The following is a 14,952-nucleotide window of genomic DNA, read 5'->3' on the forward strand; positions in this document are numbered from 1 at the left end:
TGGAAGTCCTCTTTTCTGTGAATGTGTTGTGGTAACTCTATTCTACAGAAGGGACTTCCTTTTTTCTATTTACACAAAATATTTTACACTCTCAAACTAAATATCCATTCACTAATAATAAAGATATATTTACAGTATCATTATAATGTATTCAATTTAAAATAAGAGACTTTGGTAATAATGAAAGAGGAATAAAACTTTTCTTTGGCAAAACAAACTCCTTGCTATGAGACGCGTTTCATACACTATACTCAAAGTATCAAAAGGAGGGCTTGCAATGAATACTTATGTAGAGATAACAGATGGCACAACGAACAATTATTTTTATGCGTTTGTCGAGTTCAAGGGATCCGTATTAACGTTGTACAGTTTTCAAGGGTTGAATAGGAATATAGTAAAAGAAATACCAATGAATGAAATCGAAACTTTGACAAAAGATATATATTGGGGCGGGCAGCGGATCAGTTTTTCGCATGAAGGAAAAATGTATCAGTTTTTTGAATGCGGTCCAGCTGTGGTAGACTATTTACAAGAAAATCTTTTTGTATAGGTGGCGAAGCAGCAGTGGCAAACATTCGAGATATCGCAAAGCTCACAGGTTATTCAGTTTCTACTATTTCACGTGTAATCAATGGACATCCATATGTAGATGAGGAAAAAAGGAAAGAAATACTTGCGGTCATGAAAGAAGTCGATTATATCCCTAATGCAAATGCCAGACAGTTAAGTTATGGAAAAACGAAAAGCATTGGAGTGATTCTGCCTTATACCAATCATCCGTATTTTGATCAGTTGATCAGTGGGATCATTGAAGCAGCGTTTGATTATGATTACAAAGTGACACTTTTACCGACGGGCTATCAGAAAGAAAAAGAGCGAAGGTATCTTGAAGAATTTGCAGCTAAAGCTTTCGATGGATTGATCATTACGTCTCGTGCCAATACACTAGATGATTTATTGGCATATCAAAAATATGGACCTCTAGTTTTTTGTGAAGAAATCAAGGGAAAACAGGCAAGTTGTGTCTTTATTGATCGAGAACAATCAATTACAGAAGGCCTTACTTATTTGAAGCAGCAAGGTATAAAGCAATTGGGCATCACGTTGGGGCGAAGTGGCAGGCTAAGTTATAACTCAAAAATCACTTTGCAGCTATGTCATCAACTTTTTCCATCTTTTGATGAATCACTTGTTTTTTGGGATTGTATAGATGCAGAGAAAGGAAAACAAGCAGGCTTCTTTTTTAAAGAGCTTGGAGTTGATGGTGTCTTTACAAATTCGGATATGGTTGCAGCAGGCATCTTGCAAAGCTATCTGCAAGATAAGACACCAGTGGTGATTGGACGCGATAATTTGCTGATCAGCGAGCTTCTTGGTTTCCCAACCATCGACCACCATCTGGAAGCTTGCGGAGAAATGGCATTTCAATTGTTTCTTACAGAAAAAAAGGATAAAGTGAAAATACCTTATACGTTTATTCAACGATGAATATATTTAAAGTAGGATGAAAAAACTTGTGAAAGAATGGAGCAGACACCAAAAGTTAGCATAAAAATCTAACTTGGGTGTCTGCTGTTTTGTTATTAGGTCATTTTACGTGTACTTTTTTGTTGGATCATGTAAAAGATTACGCCTTTTTTTGGATAATTTCATTTAAAGCTTTTGCTGCACCATGACCACTTCGCTCGTCATAATATGCAGTGAACCGTTCATCGGCTTCGTACATCATTCCTAGTCCTTTATGCGCTTTTGGCTGATATTCAGGCCAGCTGTAAGATAACCACTTCTTATGAGCTTGGAAGATACGGTCTGCTAAGCTTTCATCTTCTGGTTCTTTTAAGTAAAGAGTGAGATCAAATAACATCTGCTTTTCAACAGTTTGCATTTCTTCATACGTTTCTTTATCCATATTCATCCATTTTTCATTGGATGCTGTAACCTTTTTTTTTCCGTATTTTTGTCGAATCTCTTGTCCATAGGATTCTTCATTTTCTTTCAACTTTTGTTGTTTAAACCCTTCAAATTTTTCTTTGTCACTCATTTTTCTTCCTCCTTCGTACATATCAAGTGTCTGTTGGACAGTTGTCAAGAGGGTATCGATTTGTGCCCGTTTTTCCAGCAACATTTGCTGATGCTTGATTAAAGCTTTCTGGTGGTCAAAAGATGGATTGTCTAAGACCTCTTGGATATCATCCAACTTGAATGCCATTGTTCGATAAAATAAGATGTGTTGCAGACGATCGACTTCTTTTTTGCCATAAATCCGATAACCTGAAGAATTGATCCTAGCTGGTTTTAGCAGTCCAATCTCATCATAAAAGCGCAAGGTTCTCGGACTGACTCCTGATATCTCTGACATTTTCTTTATTGTGTACTCCATTATTTTTCCTCCTGACAAATGTAAGCATAATCCTTTACGTAACGAGAAGGTCAAGAAAAAATTGTATTTTTTTCTCATGAAATTATGTTATACTATTAAGTGATAAAAGGTAAATCCTTTTGTCTTTAAAGGTTCAATTGTAACCGATTCCTTAATGCTAGGAAAGATGGTAACATAACTTAGATTGGATCTAAATCGACTATATAGAAAAGAGGAATGAGATGAAGCTAATCGAAACACCTGTGAATAGTAATTTAAATATTAAGACATTTTATCCTAAAGTAGTGGAATTCTTTTTTGGGAATACGGCTATTAATTATTACAAATTATTTTCGTTAGATCGAACACAACTGCTATTGGTAGACACATATGATAAAAAGCAAGTCGTGATGATCAATACGAAGAAAAAAATCACAAGGCAAGAAATCGACTATGCGATTCATCACGTTTTAAAAATGACACGAGAAGATGTCAAAGTCCATGTAGGAGTGAAACAGGAGCTAGAACGTGCCGGAATACAATTCAAACGTCCAAATAAAGATATTGTAGTGATAGAACAAAAAAATACGAAGATTTCTATTTAATAACGACTAATAATCATCTTTATGGTAACCTGCTCCATATCTAACGTATACAATAAAAAACAAGGCGAGACTGATTGATGTCTCGCCATTTTTGTTTCCATTCTATTGACAGCTGCTTTCTTACTTTTGTTTTTTTAAAAAAACGTGTGATATTTTTTCCGCGAGTTTTTTCAACGCAAGGTATATCTTGTCATAATTCGCCTTTCCAAAAAAATTCAATACATAATAAGTTATATCCGTTTCTTTGGGGATAAGAAGCAAAAAAGGAAAGATGTATTATTTGCTTCAAAAACTTTTGCCATTGATTATGTTGTAGAGACATTTGGTTATATTCGTTCAATCATCGGTATCTTAACGGCTACGATTGTAGTAGGAAAAGCTACTTATTTTATCAAGTAAGAAAAATAGAAAACGCTAATTTCTTCGTGTCTCGGATACATTGAATAAAATAAGTATTCTTTCTCGTTTAGGTTAAATACCAATAAGAAAGGATAGTTTTAGCAGATGGAGTTCATTTTTAGCAAGAAATATCCGTAAAACATGTGCTTTTTCAGAAAAAATGGAAGATTTCTTTTCCTATTAATTTTTTTTGTTATAATGGGTAGGAAATGAAAACTTGCCAAGAGGAGTAATACAAGATGAATAATACTTACCCAGACGACAGTTTGACGCTGCATACGGATCTATATCAAATCAATATGATGCAGACATACTGGGAATTAGGTCGAGCTGATTTACATGCTGTTTTTGAATGTTACTTTCGAGAAATGCCTTTTAACCACGGATACGCGGTTTTTGCAGGATTGGAACGGTTAGTCAATTATTTAGAGAATCTGACGTTCAATGATTCCGATATTGCTTACTTGCGTGGTTTAGAAGTCTATCCTGAAGGTTTTTTGGAGTATTTACAAAATTTTGAATTTAAAGCAACAGTTCGTTCTGCTCGTGAAGGAGAACTAGTTTTTGCAAATGAACCATTGATCCAAGTGGAAGGGCCTTTAGCGCACTGCCAATTAGTAGAAACAGCACTGTTGAATATGGTCAATTTCCAAACGTTGATCGCGACAAAAGCAGCTCGTATCAAATCTGTCATCGGAGAAGATCCACTATTGGAATTTGGAACTAGACGGGCACAAGAACTGGATGCAGCAGTCTGGGGAACTAGAGCGGCATATATCGGCGGAGCAGATGCAACAAGCAATGTACGTGCTGGGAAGATATTTGGGATACCAGCTAGCGGGACCCATGCTCATTCGTTAGTCCAATCTTATGGAAATGATTATGAAGCATTTATGGCCTACGCTAAAACCCATAAAGACTGCGTGTTCTTAGTCGACACTTATGATACGTTGAAATCAGGTGTGCCAAGTGCGATTCGCGTGGCGAAAGAATTAGGTGACAAAATCAACTTCCAAGGCGTACGCATCGACAGTGGAGATATGGCCTATATATCTAAGCGTGTTCGGGAACAATTAGATGCAGCCGGATTTACGGAAGCAAAAATCTATGCTTCGAATGACTTGGATGAAGCAACGATTTTGAATTTAAAGATGCAAAAAGCTAAAATTGATGTATGGGGTGTTGGGACAAAATTGATCACAGCCTATGATCAGCCAGCCCTTGGTGCAGTATTCAAGCTAGTATCGATCGAAGATGATGAAGGAAACATGATGGATACGATCAAGTTATCAAGCAATGCAGAAAAAGTAACTACTCCAGGGAAAAAACAAGTGTGGCGCATCACTCGAAATTTTGATGGGAAATCTGAAGGAGACTACGTTACATTATGGGATGAAGACCCTCGAGAAGAAGAAGCTATCTTCATGTTCCATCCAGTGCATACGTTTATCAATAAAACTGTTCGAGACTTTACAGCTCGCCCAGTTTTACAAGATATCTTTATCGAAGGAAAAAGAGTTTACGAATTACCTGCACTAAACGAAATCAAAGAATATACAAAAGAAAATCTAGATTCACTATGGGAAGAGTATAAACGAGACTTGAATCCGCAAAAATACCCAGTCGATCTGTCTACTGAATGCTGGAACCATAAAATGGCTATCATGGAACGAATGAAAAAAAGCGTAGCAGAACTTCATACAGAAGCATAGGAGGAGAATAAATGAGCCTGCAGACAGAAATTATCAATGAATTAGGTGTCAAACCAACAATTGATCCAAAAGAAGAAATACGCAAAAGTATTGACTTTATGAAAGCATATTTGAAAAAATATCCGTTTCTTAAAACTTTTGTACTAGGTATCAGCGGCGGCCAAGATTCTACTTTAGCAGGCCGTTTGGCGCAACTAACGATGGAAGAAATGCGTGAAGAAACAAAAGATGAAAACTATCAATTTATCGCTGTTCGTCTTCCTTATGGTGAACAAGCAGATGAAGAAGATGCAAAAGCTGCTCTTGACTTTATCCAGCCCGATGTTAGTCTGCGAGTAAATATCAAACCAGCTGTTGATGCACAAGTACAAGTATTAAGCGAAGCAGGTGTGGAAATCAGCGATTTTAACAAAGGAAATATCAAAGCACGTCAACGTATGATTACGCAATATGCCGTAGCTGGAGAAAGAGCAGGAGCCGTATTAGGGACAGATCATGCTGCAGAAAACATTACTGGATTCTTCACGAAATTTGGTGATGGCGGAGCCGACATTTTGCCATTATTCCGTTTGGACAAACGACAAGGGAAACAATTGCTTCAAGCATTGAATGCACCGGAAAAATTATACACAAAAATTCCGACTGCAGATCTTGAAGATGGGAAACCAATGATTGCAGATGAAGTCGCACTAGGTGTCACATATAATGAAATTGATGATTATCTAGAAGGAAAAGAAGTTCCCGCTCAAGCACAAGAAAAAATCGAAGCATGGTGGAACAAGACACAACATAAACGACATTTGCCAATTTCCGTTTTGGATGATTTCTGGAAATAACAATAAAGCAAAAACAGCCGTCCCTTCATAGGGATTGGCTGTTTTTGTTTTATAAAATAGAAAAGAAAAATATCAGCTGTAGTAAACTTTTAATTTGATATCCTGATCGTAATTACCGAATCCTTTACCAAATAAAGTACAGCCCCCCACATGTTTGGCATCGTCTTTCACTTCGATTCGCAAATGCCAAGTGTCTTGCTCTTTAGGGATGTCGTTGATCGTGATGTTTGACAAGGGTTCTCCATTCATATTCGTCAAGTGTTTGGTAATTCGGATCGTCTTCAGCAAGCCGTATTGATTAAGATTATCTGGATACCAATCAGGCGTATATTTACCGCGGATATCAGCAAAATCTCCAGGGCTCGTCCATGTTCCTAGCTCCACACCATTTAGGCTGAAAGTGATATCTGAAGGCCAATTGTCATTTGAAAAAGGAAATTCAGAAGAAATTTCCACAGAAACTTCCAACATCTCCAATGTATCCTCTGTATTTAAAAAATTAGGTGCCTGATACTCGACAAATCCGCTGGTAAACCAGAGAATGCGGGCATCCATCCTTCGAGGATCCATAAAATAGCGTGGTTCATCCACTTTCCCGATAAAATCATGGATCGTAGCTAAACCGCATGTTGGTTCAATTGCATAATTTGTATAGTGACCAATAGGTATCGATGTTTCTTTCGTATCAAAAGCATTGAATATTTTTTCTGGAAAACTGATATCGATTTTATCGACACGAAGGCTCGAAATTTTTTGTTGTCCTACTTTTTCTGTTTTGATGATGTTTGCTTCCTCTAGCTTTTTCACGTGCATCGTTGTGATAGCACTGCTTACCCCAAGTTCTTTTGCCAAATCTTTGACATTCATCTTCTTTTTGGAAAGTAGCTGGATGATCCTGATCCTTGTTTTACTAGCTAATGCTTCATATACCGGTAAGGATTCTTCGTTTATTTGTAGTTGCATATATATCACCTCTTAAAAGGTTTTTCTTATATATTAACATATTTGTTAATAAAAGTTATATTAAATTATTTGTTTTAATCATTATTAATATTTAGGTTAATTAAAATCGATAAAAAATAAGTAAGTTTAACATTTATATTATTGACAACGCTTTCAACAAGGTGTATTATTCATGTATAAATTAAAGGAGGTCAGTTATGGAAGCCACAATGTTGATTAGTAGTGTCAAGCGTGTAGGCAAAGTTGATCCGCGGTTGTACAGTTCATTTATTGAACATATGGGACGAGCAGTATATGAAGGGATTTATCAGCCAGATCATCCATCAGCTAATAAAAGTGGATTTCGCCAAGACGTCATTCACTTGGTAAAAGAATTGAACATTCCCATGATTAGATATCCTGGTGGAAATTTTGTGTCAGGATTTCGTTGGGAAGACAGTATTGGGCCCATAGCAAATAGACCTAGAAGGTTGGATTTAGCTTGGCGGACAATTGAAACGAATGAAGTTGGGATTCATGAATTTTATAACTGGTGTCAGCATGTGGGGGCCGAAATCAATATGGCTGTCAATCTGGGTACTCGTGGAGTAGATGCAGCTCGTAATTTAGTCGAATATTGTAATTTTCCTAAAGGAACTTATTGGAGTGATTTAAGACGTTCGAATGGTCAAGAGAGCCCTTTTGGAATTAAGACATGGTGTTTAGGGAATGAAATGGACGGCCCTTGGCAGATTGGACATAAAACAGCGGAAGAATATGGACGGTTAGCAGAGGAAACGGCTAAGGCGATGAAACTCGTAGATGATTCAATTGAGGTGGTTTTATGCGGAAGTTCGAATCGGCAAATGCCTACATTTGGTGACTGGGAGTTAACAGTTCTTGATCAAGCGTACGATCAAATAGATTATTTGTCTCTTCATCAATATTATGGCAACCAAAAAAATGATCTTTCTCATTATCTTGCACGTTCCTTAGACATGGATCGGTTCATTTCTGAAGTGACAGCGATGTGCGATACAGTCAAGGCGAAGAAACATAGTAAGAAGCAGATCAACCTGTCCTTTGATGAATGGAATATTTGGTATCATTCAGCGGAACAAGATGAGCAAGCAGAGCCTTGGCAGATTGCTCCTCCTTTACTAGAAGATAACTATAATTTTGAAGATGCATTACTATTAGGCTGTCTATTAATCACTTTATTGAAACATGCAGATAGAGTAAAGATTGCTTGTCTTGCTCAATTGGTAAACGTTATTGCACCAATCAGGACAGAAACAAACGGAGAAGCTTGGAGACAGACGATCTATTATCCATTTATGCAAGCTGCTGTGTATGGACAAGGAGAGGTGTTAAGCCCACAAATTCGTTCAGCAAACTATGCGACGGAAGATTTTGAAGAAGTGCCGTATTTAGAAAGTATAGCCGTAATAAATGACAAAGAACTTGTCATATTTGCAGTTAACCGTGGAGAAGAAGAAATGAATCTAACTGTTCACTTGTCTGAATTATCAGTAGAGGGAGTGATTGATTTTTCTGAAATGAGTGGATTTGATACAAAAGCAACTAATCTTCCTAAAAGTGAACAAGTAAAACCAAGTCATTCAACAAATGTAAAAGCTGAAGATGGGAAAATCAATTGTTTATTGAAACCGCTATCTTGGAATGTGGTCAGATGTCGTTTATCAGATGAAGGAGGAACAAAAAATGAAAGGTAAAAAATGGTTAATTGGCTCTTTGTTGGTAGCTGCAACAGGTATTTTAGGAGCTTGCGGTGGCGGAAGTTCAGCAGAATCTGATTCTGATAAAGAAGTGACTTTGACTTTTTGGAATGGGTTTACTGCATCTGATGGTGAAATATTGCAAGAAATCGTTAATGAATTTAATAAAACAAATGATAAAAACATCAAAATTGAAATGGATATCATGACTTGGGCCAATTTGAATGAAAAACTTCCTACAGCGATTTCTTCTAAAAAAGCACCTGACTTTATTGCATTAAATTATCCAGATTTTGCACAGTATGTAGAAAACGGAGCGGTACAACCATTAGACGATTTCTGGGAATATGATGGAGTAGATAAATCTGATTTTAAAGAAACGGCTATTGAATTAGGTGAAGTAGAAGGTAAACAGTATTTTGTCCCCATGCAGGTACAAGGAATGTATATGTATTGGAATAATGATTTGTTTAAACAAGCTGGATTAGATACTGAACAACCACCTACTACTTGGGAAGAATTGACAGAAATGGCACCAAAATTAACTGATAGTAGTAAAAATGTATCAGGTTTTGTCTTCAATAAGGATGGAACTGCACCGTTATATAACTGGATGTTAGCAAATGGCGGTAAATTAGTGAACGATGATTATACTAAGTCTGAATTTGCGTCTCCTGAGAACCTTAAAACGTTAAAAGCGATCCAAAAAATGATCCATGTAGACAAGACTGGTCCAGAATCGATTTCTGGCGCCGAAATGGACAATTTAATGAATGCTGGTCAACTAGCCATTGAAATCAATGGGCCATGGTTAAATAACGGATTGAAAGCAAACGAGATTGATTATAATGTGACTACCTTACCACAAGGGAGTGATTCAGACAAAAAAACAGCTATTTTAGATGGCGTAGGATATGCCATTCCGGCAAGTACAGATAATAATAAAAAAGAAGCTGTCTATGAGTTTTTGAAATATTGGAATACAACTGAAATTGGTAAAAAATGGAGTATCGAAAATGGATTTCCTGCCTACTTGGATTCAGTAGCAAAAGATGAAGAAGTAAAAAATGATCCTATTGTATCTGAATTATCGAAACAAATGGACTATGCAGAGCCATATTTACCAGGTTTTACCCAAATCTCTGCGATCAATAACGATATCATCAATCCACTGATTGAAAAATTATTAGCAGGAGAAGATCCTGAGACACTCATGAACGATGCAGATGATGCCATCAATCAATTACTGCAAAAATAGTACAGAACTTTATACAGGATAGACTGTTGGCAAGATACAGATATCTGAATGATCGACCTAGTATTTGCAGATAGGTGTTATTGCAAAAATCACAGCGATTGTTCGGATATCTTATTCAGATTCGTTTAAACCAAGATTGTATATTTTATCAAAATGAAAGATGAGGTGGACTATATGAACGGATTCACCAAATATTGGAATCGTCCTGATCGTGCTGCGTATTTGTTTTTAACTCCATCTTTTTTAGTTTTATTATTATTTACTGTCATACCGCTTTTAGGAACATTTGCTATTAGTTTTACAGATTTGAATATTTTCTTTACATCAAGAAATTTTGTAAGTTTTGAAAATTTCACACGTATATTTAGTGATGAACGAGCAGTTAATTCGTTGATTCATTCTTTATATTTCACCGTACTCGAAACGCCAACACAAATTATCGTTGGTTTATTAGCAGCAGTAGCATTATCTAAAAATACCAGATTCAATCGTTTTTGTCGTTCGACATTTTACATTCCAGTTATTTGTTCATTGACGTCAATTGCGATTATTTTTTCTATGTTGCTTGATCCGAATGTAGGGGCGATTCCTTACTTGTTTTCACAAGTCGGCTTGCCGATCCCTCAATTTTTTCGCGATCCAACCCTTGCTATGCCGACGGTAGCCATCATGACTGTTTGGAAGAATTTTGGTGTTACTATGACGATTCTCTTGACTGCTATTCAGGGAATCTCTCCCTCTTTGTATGAATCTGCTCAAATGGATGGTGCAACAAATCGACAGCAGTTTTTTAACATTACGCTACCTCAGATCGTTCCCTCCTTAGGTTTTTGTATTTTAACGAATCTGATTGGTTCGATGCAAGTGTTTGACCAAGTATATGTTGCAACCGCTGGTGGCCCACAATTTAAGACAGAAACAGCTGTTCAATATATTTACAGTCGAGGATTTACAGCACCTTATGAATTGGGCTATGCATCAGCACTGTCTTCGGTTTTGTTTATCATTGTTGCAACTATAGCTATCTCCACTAATGTGTACATGTCACGGAAAGAAAAACAAATGAAATAGGAGGGAAACCTGTATGGCACCAGAAAGCTCGATTACAGTTACTGTGAATAGTCGAAAAGCAGTTAGTGGTAAAAAAATCATTCGAACGATTAGTATGCTAGTTATATTGTTGGTTATTGCGTTTCCTTTTTTGTGGCTGATTATTTCTTCTTTTAAACACGAAAAAGACATTATCTCATTTCCGCCTAGAATATTTGCAGATAGCTATACCCTAGATAACTATATTAAGGTTTGGACAACGATCCCTTTATTAGATTACATCAAAAATACAGTGATTTTTGCTGGAGGGACAGTGATCACTTCTGTATTCTTTGATTCTCTTGCGGGGTATGCATTTGCTCGTATGCGTTTCAAAGGAAAATCAGTTTTGTTCTATTTCGTTTTGCTGACAATGATGATCCCATTCCAAGTCTTCATGATTCCTCTATTTATTGAAGTCAATTTGCTTGGCATGCTTGATACTTATGCAGGTTTGATCATTCCTCGTATGACAACTGCATTTGGTATCTTCATGATGCGTTCCTTTTTTATTACTTTACCAGATTCTTTGGAAGAGGCAGCACGCATTGATGGATTAAGTGAGTTTAATATTTTTTTGAAAATCATGTTGCCATTGAGCAAACCTACTCTTTTATCATTAGGGATTTTCACGCTGATGAATAGTTGGAATGACTTGCTTTATCCATTGATATTGACAAGTAGTTCAAAAATGAGAACTTTACCAGCAGGGTTAGCTTTATTTACGGGGCAGAACATTTCTTTTTATGGACCTGTAATGGCTGGAACGGTTATTTCAATGCTGCCATTACTAGTGGTTTATATTTTTGCACAGAAATATTTTGTTCAAGGAACAGCTATGTCTGGAATGAAAGAGTGAGGAAGATGAAAATAGTTGAGACTAAATTTTATGGACAGTTGATTGTGGTTTCTGATTACATCTTATTAGGTATTCTCTGGGTAATCGTGTGTTTGCCTGTTATTACTATCGTGCCTGCTACATGTGCTGTTTTTTATGTAATGGCGCAATGGAAAGGTGAGGGATCAGGAAATATCATTTATTTTTTCTTTCAAGGAATAAAGCAACATTTTGGTAAGAACTTGTTCCTTAGTCTGTTAACAATCATTATTTATTTTCTTGTTAATCAATTATTAGAAGAACAGACAATCGTACTTTCAATTAGTGGATATGTAGTTTCACTTATTTATTCCATGTTTCTTTTATCCTGGATATATGTGATTTCTGAAAACAAAGATATCACATTTTTACAAATTTTTGAACAAAGTGCATGGAAAGTATTTTTTGATTTTTTGAGAAATATTCTTTGTTGCGTATTGTTATTAGGATTTGTACTGCTCATATTTCTTTTCCCTCCTTTTATTTTTATCTTTGCTGGTGGCGTATGGAAACTTGTATCTATTATCTTGACTATAGGAAATGAAAGGTAGGGAAAGCTGTTGGACGAAGAAGTGAAAGTAAAAATCAGAGAGGATTTTACGGTAGGAGAGATCAGTTCTCGGCTGTTTGGCTCATTTGTTGAGCATATGGGAAGTGTCGTCTATACAGGGATTTATGAACCGGGCCATGAAACAGCTGATGGTGACGGGTTTAGACAAGATGTCCTCTCTTATGTAAAGGAATTAGAATTAGGTGTCATTCGCTATCCTGGAGGAAACTTTACATCTGGTTATGATTGGGTGGATACTGTAGGTAGGAAAGAACAACGACCAAAAAAAATTGATTTAGCATGGCGAGGTATAGAACCAAATTCTTTTGGACTCCACGAATTTTTTAAATGGATCAGTCATGTACAAGCGAAACCGATATTCACGGTGAATTTAGGAACAAAAGGAATTGATGAAGCAAAAAATTTAGTAGAATATTGTAATTTTCCAAAAGGAACCTTCTGGAGTGATTTAAGAATAAAAAATGGGCAAAAAAAGCCTTTTGGCGTTAAATTATGGTGTTTAGGGAATGAGCTAGACGGGCCATGGCAAGTGGGGGCTAAGAGTGCTTATGAATATGGTAGGTTAGCAAATGAAGCCTCAAAAGTCATGAAGTTAGTGGATGATTCAATTGAAACAATCTTAGTTGGAAGCTCTACGCCACGTTTACCATCGTACCCTGAATGGGATCGTATCGCATTAGAAGAAGCTTATGAGAATGTAGATTATTTAGCTTTGCATAACTATATTGATAAGTATGATGAAGAAGACTTGACTAAACCTCCTAAAAATGAGCGTGATGATACAGCGACATACCTTGCAAAAGCTTATCGATTCGATCGTCAAATTGAAGAAATCGTTGCTACTTGTGATTATGTAAAAGGATATTTGAGAAGTGAGAAAACAATGTATCTAGCGTTTGATGAATGGAATGTACATGCCCAACCGGAAAAAAGACATAGGGATTTTGAAGTCGGTAGTCCCATCGATTGGTGTTACTTTACTATGGAAGATACATTATTATTTGGTTCATTAGGGCTGGCTATTTTACGACACGCAGATCGCGTAAAGATTAGTTGTCAATCATTGTTAGTAAACACAATACCTTTAATACTGACAGATGCTAAAGGACAAGCATGGAGGAATCCAACTTATTATGTGATGCAACACTTATCGAAATATGCTAAAGGTCAAGTATTGGAACAACAAATCATTTGCCCTGTTTATGATTGTGAAAAGATAAAAAATGTTCCTTATGTGGACAGTGTGATCGTAGATAACGGCAATCAGCTGACTATTTTCTTGATCAATCGCACAAATGAACAACAAAAGATAACGATTGAACATGATTTCAATTTGCTAGATCAAGGAGAGCACTACACATTAACCAGTAGCGATCTGTTGGACAAAAATACACGTGAAGAACCAGAAAAAATAAAACCTGAAATAAACTATTTTTCAATAGAAAAACATGACGAATTAAATGTAGAGATAGAAAAATACTCTTGGAATGTAATTAGAATAAAGAAAATGTGAGGAAATTTGTTATGATGAAGACACTTTATAATAATCCTATCGTTCGGCAACGGGCAGATCCTTGGGTATATAAACATACAGATGGTTATTATTATTTTACAGGATCGGTTCCAGGCTACCAAGTGATTGAATTAAGAAGGGCAAAGTCACTGAATGAATTAGAACATGCTGAAAGCCTGATTGTATGGCAGGCTCATGAAGAAGGACCGATGAGTGAATTGATCTGGGCACCTGAAGTCCATTATATCAATGGAAAATGGTATATTTACTTTGCTGCAAGCAATCATAAAACTATACGTGATGAATCTCATCATCACCGCATGTTCGTACTTGAAAATCAGCATATAGATCCAATGAATACAGATTGGATAGAAAAGGGACAAATAAAAACGAAAAGGGAAACTTTCAGTTTAGACGGAACAACTTTCTCTTCTCAAGGAAAGCTATATTATGTGTGGGCCCAACAAGATCCTGAAATTACTGGGAATTCTAATCTTTATCTATCCGAAATGGATAATCCTTGGACGTTAAAGGGGAAGCAGATCCTCCTTTCTATACCTGAGTATGAATGGGAAAAACGGGGTTTTTCAGTAAATGAAGGTCCAGCAGTCCTTACTCGCAATGGGAAAATATTCATTACGTATTCTGGTAGTGCAACAGATGAAAACTATGCCATGGGCCTGCTGTGGGCTGATGAGCACAAGAATCTTTTATTAAAAGAATCATGGCATAAATTATCGGAGCCAGTATTCGTTTCTTCTGAAAAAAATAAGCAATTTGGTCCTGGTCACAACTCGTTTACGGTTTCAGAAGACGGGTGCTTTGATATTTTGATCTATCATGCTCGACCAGAGAAGAACCAAAAAGGGGATCCGTTAGACAATCCTAATCGGCACGCGAACGCGCAATGCTTTACGTGGAATGAGCAAGGATTTCCAGAATTTGGTGAACCTGTTCCGTATGCCTTATGAGCACAAGAAACCTTGATTTTTGCTTGAATAAACCTTGCAGACTCGTTATGATATATGTACGTACAAATAAAAAGGGGCAAG

The 14,952-nt window shown here is 36.6% G+C and carries 14 protein-coding genes; 12 read left to right on the forward strand and 2 right to left on the reverse strand.

What is annotated here, in order from left to right:
• Positions 1–277 precede the first annotated feature (277 nt).
• Together DIZ30_RS02750 and DIZ30_RS02755 are read left to right on the forward strand one after the other, a co-directional pair.
• The gene (locus DIZ30_RS02750) at positions 278–550 is read left to right on the forward strand and encodes a hypothetical protein (RefSeq protein WP_002297679.1); all 273 of its coding nucleotides are present in this window, start codon (positions 278–280) and stop codon (positions 548–550) included.
• Positions 551–564: 14 nt separating this feature from the next.
• Complete coding sequence (locus tag DIZ30_RS02755; RefSeq protein WP_002294125.1) at positions 565–1,488, forward strand: LacI family DNA-binding transcriptional regulator; 924 nt, start codon at positions 565–567, stop codon at positions 1,486–1,488.
• Between the two features lie 139 nt (positions 1,489–1,627).
• Here DIZ30_RS02755 and DIZ30_RS02760 read toward each other — a convergent pair whose 3' ends face one another.
• Positions 1,628–2,380, reverse strand: coding sequence for a MerR family transcriptional regulator (locus DIZ30_RS02760; protein WP_002294124.1), 753 nt, complete (start codon positions 2,378–2,380; stop codon positions 1,628–1,630).
• Positions 2,381–2,601: 221 nt separating this feature from the next.
• On the opposite strand from DIZ30_RS02760, the gene DIZ30_RS02765 reads away from it, so the two are divergent.
• The 3 genes from DIZ30_RS02765 (at position 2,602) to nadE (ending at position 5,911) form a co-directional block, all read left to right on the forward strand.
• Complete coding sequence (locus DIZ30_RS02765; RefSeq protein WP_002297684.1) at positions 2,602–2,964, forward strand: DUF1827 family protein; 363 nt, start codon at positions 2,602–2,604, stop codon at positions 2,962–2,964.
• 638 nt (positions 2,965–3,602) lie between these two features.
• Positions 3,603–5,075 carry a nicotinate phosphoribosyltransferase gene (locus DIZ30_RS02775; protein ID WP_002297685.1) on the forward strand — a complete coding sequence of 491 codons (1,473 nt, stop codon included), beginning with the start codon at positions 3,603–3,605 and terminating at the stop codon, positions 5,073–5,075.
• Positions 5,076–5,086: 11 nt separating this feature from the next.
• Entirely contained in the window at positions 5,087–5,911 is an 825-nt protein-coding gene (nadE, locus tag DIZ30_RS02780) for an ammonia-dependent NAD(+) synthetase (RefSeq protein WP_002307174.1), read from the forward strand.
• A gap of 72 nt (positions 5,912–5,983) precedes the next feature.
• Here nadE and DIZ30_RS02785 read toward each other — a convergent pair whose 3' ends face one another.
• Positions 5,984–6,874, reverse strand: a complete 891-nt coding sequence (locus tag DIZ30_RS02785) for a transcriptional regulator (protein ID WP_002307176.1) — start codon at positions 6,872–6,874, stop codon at positions 5,984–5,986.
• A 197-nt stretch (positions 6,875–7,071) separates the two neighbouring features.
• Here DIZ30_RS02785 and DIZ30_RS02790 point away from each other — a divergent pair, with 197 nt between their 5' ends.
• The 7 genes from DIZ30_RS02790 to DIZ30_RS02820 all read left to right on the forward strand — a co-directional run bounded on the left by DIZ30_RS02790 (position 7,072) and on the right by DIZ30_RS02820 (position 14,871).
• Positions 7,072–8,589 (forward strand): alpha-N-arabinofuranosidase, encoded by a 1,518-nt coding sequence (locus DIZ30_RS02790; protein WP_002324209.1) that lies wholly within the window; start codon positions 7,072–7,074, stop codon positions 8,587–8,589.
• The gene (locus DIZ30_RS02795; protein ID WP_002321046.1) at positions 8,561–9,850 is read left to right on the forward strand and encodes an ABC transporter substrate-binding protein; all 1,290 of its coding nucleotides are present in this window, start codon (positions 8,561–8,563) and stop codon (positions 9,848–9,850) included. The genes DIZ30_RS02790 and DIZ30_RS02795 overlap by 29 nt, the downstream gene beginning before the upstream one ends.
• 174 nt (positions 9,851–10,024) lie before the next feature.
• Positions 10,025–10,921, forward strand: a complete 897-nt coding sequence (locus DIZ30_RS02800) for a carbohydrate ABC transporter permease (RefSeq protein WP_002287294.1) — start codon at positions 10,025–10,027, stop codon at positions 10,919–10,921.
• A 13-nt stretch (positions 10,922–10,934) separates the two neighbouring features.
• Positions 10,935–11,798, forward strand: coding sequence for a carbohydrate ABC transporter permease (locus DIZ30_RS02805; RefSeq protein WP_002287292.1), 864 nt, complete (start codon positions 10,935–10,937; stop codon positions 11,796–11,798).
• Positions 11,799–11,803: 5 nt separating this feature from the next.
• On the forward strand, positions 11,804–12,367 hold the full coding sequence (locus tag DIZ30_RS02810; RefSeq protein ID WP_002297690.1) for a YesL family protein: 564 nt from the start codon (positions 11,804–11,806) through the stop codon (positions 12,365–12,367).
• 21 nt (positions 12,368–12,388) lie between these two features.
• Positions 12,389–13,900, forward strand: coding sequence for an alpha-N-arabinofuranosidase (locus tag DIZ30_RS02815; RefSeq protein ID WP_002324208.1), 1,512 nt, complete (start codon positions 12,389–12,391; stop codon positions 13,898–13,900).
• Between the two features lie 11 nt (positions 13,901–13,911).
• Positions 13,912–14,871 carry a family 43 glycosylhydrolase gene (locus DIZ30_RS02820; RefSeq protein WP_002297693.1) on the forward strand — a complete coding sequence of 320 codons (960 nt, stop codon included), beginning with the start codon at positions 13,912–13,914 and terminating at the stop codon, positions 14,869–14,871.
• Positions 14,872–14,952 lie beyond the last annotated feature (81 nt).

This window comes from Enterococcus sp. H57 (genome assembly GCF_003112495.1).
Lineage (GTDB): Bacteria > Bacillota > Bacilli > Lactobacillales > Enterococcaceae > Enterococcus_B > Enterococcus_B faecium.

What these genes read in the sequence shown, in the direction of transcription:
- DIZ30_RS02750 (WP_002297679.1), top strand. Translation starts at nt 278, where the DNA reads ATGAATACTTATGTAGAGATAACAGATGGCACAACGAACAATTATTTT.
- DIZ30_RS02760 (WP_002294124.1), bottom strand. Translation starts at nt 2,380, where the DNA reads ATGGAGTACACAATAAAGAAAATGTCAGAGATATCAGGAGTCAGTCCG.
- DIZ30_RS02765 (WP_002297684.1), top strand. Translation starts at nt 2,602, where the DNA reads ATGAAGCTAATCGAAACACCTGTGAATAGTAATTTAAATATTAAGACA.
- DIZ30_RS02775 (WP_002297685.1), top strand. Translation starts at nt 3,603, where the DNA reads ATGAATAATACTTACCCAGACGACAGTTTGACGCTGCATACGGATCTA.
- nadE (WP_002307174.1), top strand. Translation starts at nt 5,087, where the DNA reads ATGAGCCTGCAGACAGAAATTATCAATGAATTAGGTGTCAAACCAACA.
- DIZ30_RS02785 (WP_002307176.1), bottom strand. Translation starts at nt 6,874, where the DNA reads ATGCAACTACAAATAAACGAAGAATCCTTACCGGTATATGAAGCATTA.
- DIZ30_RS02790 (WP_002324209.1), top strand. Translation starts at nt 7,072, where the DNA reads ATGGAAGCCACAATGTTGATTAGTAGTGTCAAGCGTGTAGGCAAAGTT.
- DIZ30_RS02795 (WP_002321046.1), top strand. Translation starts at nt 8,561, where the DNA reads ATGAAGGAGGAACAAAAAATGAAAGGTAAAAAATGGTTAATTGGCTCT.
- DIZ30_RS02800 (WP_002287294.1), top strand. Translation starts at nt 10,025, where the DNA reads ATGAACGGATTCACCAAATATTGGAATCGTCCTGATCGTGCTGCGTAT.
- DIZ30_RS02805 (WP_002287292.1), top strand. Translation starts at nt 10,935, where the DNA reads ATGGCACCAGAAAGCTCGATTACAGTTACTGTGAATAGTCGAAAAGCA.
- DIZ30_RS02810 (WP_002297690.1), top strand. Translation starts at nt 11,804, where the DNA reads ATGAAAATAGTTGAGACTAAATTTTATGGACAGTTGATTGTGGTTTCT.
- DIZ30_RS02820 (WP_002297693.1), top strand. Translation starts at nt 13,912, where the DNA reads ATGATGAAGACACTTTATAATAATCCTATCGTTCGGCAACGGGCAGAT.